Origin of the sequence: Nostoc cf. edaphicum LEGE 07299, assembly GCF_015207245.1 — a bacterium.
Classification (GTDB): domain Bacteria; phylum Cyanobacteriota; class Cyanobacteriia; order Cyanobacteriales; family Nostocaceae; genus Nostoc; species Nostoc edaphicum_B.
On the sequence record NZ_JADEXF010000393.1, the window covers coordinates 1 to 4,811 of the forward strand.

At 39.2% G+C, this 4,811-nt stretch carries 4 protein-coding genes and 1 pseudogene; all 5 read left to right on the plus strand.

All coding sequences use genetic code 11. The features are described 5' to 3' along the window. Window positions 1-539: pseudogene (locus tag IQ229_RS13300) on the plus strand (glycosyltransferase family 2 protein); the annotation flags it as partial. 17 nt (window positions 540-556) lie between these two features. Then, complete coding sequence (gene hpsU, locus IQ229_RS13305) at window positions 557-1,138, plus strand: hormogonium polysaccharide biosynthesis acetyltransferase HpsU (RefSeq protein ID WP_194044368.1); 582 nt, start codon at window positions 557-559, stop codon at window positions 1,136-1,138. Window positions 1,139-1,528: 390 nt separating this feature from the next. Beyond that, window positions 1,529-1,657, plus strand: a complete 129-nt coding sequence (locus tag IQ229_RS24535; protein WP_265582980.1) for a hypothetical protein — start codon at window positions 1,529-1,531, stop codon at window positions 1,655-1,657. Then, window positions 1,654-4,050, plus strand: a complete 2,397-nt coding sequence (locus tag IQ229_RS13310; protein WP_194044370.1) for a hybrid sensor histidine kinase/response regulator — start codon at window positions 1,654-1,656, stop codon at window positions 4,048-4,050. Before IQ229_RS24535 ends, IQ229_RS13310 begins: the two co-directional genes overlap by 4 nt. A 118-nt stretch (window positions 4,051-4,168) precedes the next feature. Continuing rightward, window positions 4,169-4,645, plus strand: coding sequence for a hypothetical protein (locus IQ229_RS13315; RefSeq protein ID WP_194044372.1), 477 nt, complete (start codon window positions 4,169-4,171; stop codon window positions 4,643-4,645). The last annotated feature ends 166 nt before the right edge of the window (window positions 4,646-4,811 follow it).

Sequence of the window (4,811 nt, forward strand, 5' to 3'; positions counted from 1 at the left end):
ATAAAAAAGGTCGCTACGAAAATTTAAATACAGAAGATATTCCTAATACTGGTGATAACGAAGTTCACGAACACGTTATTTTGCAAGGAAAAGTTGGGTATCTCAAAAATGATATGCTCCACGAAGACTTCCGCGACCTTTACCACTGGTTAGAACGGCACAACCGCTATTCCAACTGGGAAGCCAGGGTTTATTTTAATATTCTTACAGGTAAAGATGATAGCGGTACTATCGGCGCTAATCTATTTGGTGATGCTGTGCAACGCAAAAGATTTTTGAAGAAAGTTTGGGTACGCTTGCCATTTAAACCCGTTTTGCGATTTGTTTTGTTCTATATAATTCAACGCGGTTTTTTAGATGGCAAAGCAGGATATATCTATGCACGCTTGCTGAGTCAATATGAATATCAAATTGGCGTTAAACTTTACGAATTACGCAACTGTGGTGGTCACTTAAACACTGCAACTCCCGCGAGGGAAGGAGCAGAGGAGCAGGAGAACAGGGGAGTAGACGGAAAACTATTAACCATTGACTCATGACAAATGACCAATGACAAATGACAAATGACAAACCTTTCGTAGATTTACGCAAATATGACCAATCTTGGTTTGACCGGGGGCGTCCAAGTTGGTACGTTTTATTATGGTGGTTTGTACAAGCGATCGCCTTTCCTCTAACTCCTCAACCGTTAAATATTCTGCGTTGTGCTTTGCTACGATTATTTGGCGCTCGTATTGGCAAAGGTGTATTAATTCGACCTACAGCCCGATTCACCTACCCTTGGAAAGTCAATATTGGTAACTACAGTTGGATTGGAGATAACGTAGTTTTATATAGCCTCGATCGGATCGAGATCGGCGAGCATTGCGTAGTTTCTCAAAAAAGTTACCTGTGTACTGGTACTCACGATCTCCGAGATCCTGCCTTTGGGTTGAAAACAGCAAGTATCACCATTGAAAATGGTGCATGGGTAGCGGCAGATTGTTTTGTTGGGCCAGGAGTGCAAATCGGGGCTAATGCTGTAATTGGCGCTCGGAGTAGTGTTTTTACTAATATGCCTTCTGGACAGGTTTGTTGGGGAAGCCCCTGTCGCCCCAAAACGGCTCGGCTAAAACTCGATCCCTCTACAACGCCGTGATTTTATAGATAAACGTAGTAGGGGCGTGCAGCTAGCTGTGCGCCCTTCACTTTTTCACATATTTATTTGTTTTTGGGAAGAGAATAAAAGTGCGATCGCTATATAGCTTTTTCTAATAAAAATGAGGTATGTATAGCAATCCTATTTGATTCCTTTTAGGAGAAGCAAGTGGCGTTTGAGGAACAAAACCCTACATTTCCGGGGCTTTGTTGGGTTGCGCTTTTCTTAACCCAACCGTATTGATATATACCCATTCTGGGGAAATAATTAACTTTTAATTAAATCTTTTTAATTTCAAGTTCAAAATTTGTGCATATCTAAAAAAACTGGCAGAAAATATGATATACCAAATCAGCCAATAAATAGTCTAAATAGATAGCAAAATTTTTTTTGTCATTCCAACAAGTAGGTGATAAAGTGCCATCTGCAACAGATGTTCATCAACTTGCCAAAGATTTTATTTTAAAGGCAAATAAATCCGATAATTTTTTAAAAAAATTTAATAAGAGGCAAGTATGAATTTTAATAAAAATGAAAAGCCTGTTATTTTAATAGTCGATGATACTTCTGTGAATTTACAAGTATTATTTGATTTTTTAGAGTATTACAGTTTTCAAGTTTTAGTAGCTGAAGATGGACAAAGTGCTATTAATATGGCAGCTTATGCTTCACCTGACCTGATTTTACTGGATATCTTAATGTCAGGAATCGACGGTTTTGAGACTTGTAGACTTTTGAAAGCAAATCCAGCTACTCAAGATATTCCCGTAATATTTATAACTGCCATGAGTGACAAGGTAGATAAAGTTAAAGGTTTGAATCTTGGGGCTGTAGATTACATTACTAAACCTTTAGAACATCAAGAGGTTTTAGCTAGGATAAATACCCATTTACGTTTACGAAACCTCACAAAAAAACTCACAGAGCAAAATAAGCGTTTAGAGATCGAAATCTTAGAGCGCCTACGGGTAGAGGAAAAACTACGATGTCATTCAGATGCATTAGATGAATGGAACAATCGCTATCAAGCACTAATTCAAGCAAGTGGTCAGATTCTCTATGACTGGCACTTGCATACCAATGAGATTAAATATGGTGGCAATGTAGAGCGAATATTAGGTTACTCTATGCCTGAGATGTTCGGAGGCTTGAACCGCTGGCTAGAATTGGTTCATCCTGACGATCGCAGCTTCTTTAACAAAGAGATTAACCGCGTTTTATCCACAAAAGAGCGATTCCATCTTGAATTTCGCGTATGTCGTAAAGATGGCGCTTATATCACAGTTGAGAACAATGGGTATATCTTTTTAGACTCTACAGGTAAAGTTGCTCGGATGGCGGGCTTTGTAATTGATATTACCAAACAGCAAGCTGCGCTACGCGAACGCAAAGATGCAGAACAGAAAATCCGCGAGCAAGCTGCTTTGCTTAACATCACCACAGACGCGATTATCGTTCAAAATTTGATTAACCAAATTCAATTTTGGAATAAAGGGGCTGAACATCTCTACGGTTGGATGGCAGAAGAAGTAGTGGGCAAGAATGCCAATCAGCTTTTTTATCAAAAGCAAAGTTTTTGCCAACTAAAAAACATCCAGGAAACTTTAGGTGATAGTGGTGCGTGGCAAGGTGAGTTATATCAAGTCACAAAACAAGGCAAAGAAATCATCGTTGCTAGTCGTTGGACACTGGTAAATGATGATCAGGGGCAAGCCAAATCCATTTTGATTGTCAACTCCGACATCACAGAGAAAAAGCAACTTGAAGCCCAGTTTCTCCGGGCCCAGCGGATGGAGAGTCTTGGCACTCTAGCAAGTGGCATCGCCCATGACCTCAACAATGCACTGACACCGATGATGATGACAGTACAACTTTTAGAGGCAAAGCTGCCGGATGAAAAAAGTCAGAAATGGCTGACAATTATGGAAACAAATATTAAACGTGCAGCAGATTTAGTTAAACAAGTGCTATGGTTTTCACGCGGATCTGTAGGTAACTTTAAAACCTTACAGATACGGAATTCAATTTTAGAAATCGAAAATATTGTTAAGCAAACATTTTCCAGAGCTATTGAAATCCACATTGATGTTCCTGGGCAAAACCTGTGGGATGTCTTTGGTGATGCAACTCAGATACACCAAGTGCTGATGAACCTCTGTATTAATGCTCGTGATGCTATGCCTTATGGCGGTATCTTAAAGATTTCTGCGAAGAATTTCTGGGTTGATAGCCATTATGCTCGGATGAATATTGATTCTAAGGCGGGTTCTTATGTGATGATTACCGTGCGCGATACAGGTATAGGAATTAAAAGAGAAATAATAGATAGAATTTTTGAGCCATTTTTCACAACAAAAGAAGTGGGTAAAGGCACAGGGCTTGGTCTTTCAACAGTCCTTGGCATTATCAAAAGCCACGGCGGTTTTGTGAATGTAGTTAGTGAAGTGGGCAAAGGTACAGAGTTTCAAGTTTGCTTACCTGTAACGCAGACAATCGAAGCAGATAGTAAATTAGCTAGATATCAGGAATTACCAGCAGGGCATGGAGAATTAATTCTCGTTGTTGATGATGAAGATTCAATTCGAGAGGTTACTCAAACCTGGTTAGAAGAAAATGCCTATAAAGTTTTAGTGGCTGGTGATGGTATTGATGCGATCGCACTATATACAAAACATCAACAAGAAATTAGTGTGGTATTAGTTGATATGATGATGCCATCTATGGATGGGCCAACAACTATCAATGTATTGAAAAAAATTAATCCAGATATCAAAATTATTGGTGTTAGTGGATTAGCCTCCAATCATGCAATGATTAAAAACCTTGGTAATAGTGTCAAAACCCTTTTGTCTAAGCCCTACACCTCAAGCGACTTGTTAAGAAATTTACAGATGGTGATTAGCATAAAGTAGAGTTTGTCATTAGTGATTAGTCATTTGTCATTAGTGAATAACCAATGCCCAATGCCTAAGTAAAATGGTAAGTCGCAGTGGTAATATGTTTTTATGGCTGCTCTAATCCGTGCTATTGATGAACAAACTATTGGATGAAACGCTGTCAATCAAAATTGCTGAACAGATAAACAGCAGAGCTAGCACTCCGTTTGATAATGCTTATAAAGCAGCATTATCTACTGAGGGAGCAAAGTATATTCAGGGATTTTTAGCTTTTGCTGGGAAGCCCTATAGACCGGTTGAACACAGTTGGATTGAGCTAGACGACGCCTCCGATGTCCGAATTATCGATCCCACATTACCTTACCTGAACAAAAATCCCCAAGAAATCTGGTATTTTGCAGCACATAGTCTGACTGTTAAAAAGCTGAAAGCCATCATTGAAGAATCAAAAGAAGATTATCCAGAAGACGATCCATTGCCAATTTATGGCGATCCACCTTATGAATATTACGGTGATGTAATGTTGGGTGGTCAAGACTATCTGGCAGCATATCAAGCCGCAGAGGCTAAGTGCAGAGAAATCAACGAACTCAACCCTGAGAGTAACTAATAAAAATGAATTAAATAACTCATAATTATAAACTACGTTACTATCGCTTTGCCACAATTTTGACTATTCAGGAGATATTTTATAAGTAGAGCGGTGTAAATAATTCAAGGTTTGTAGTGAGCGGATCCAGCTCTCTCTGCGAGACGCTACGCGAACATAAGAGGAC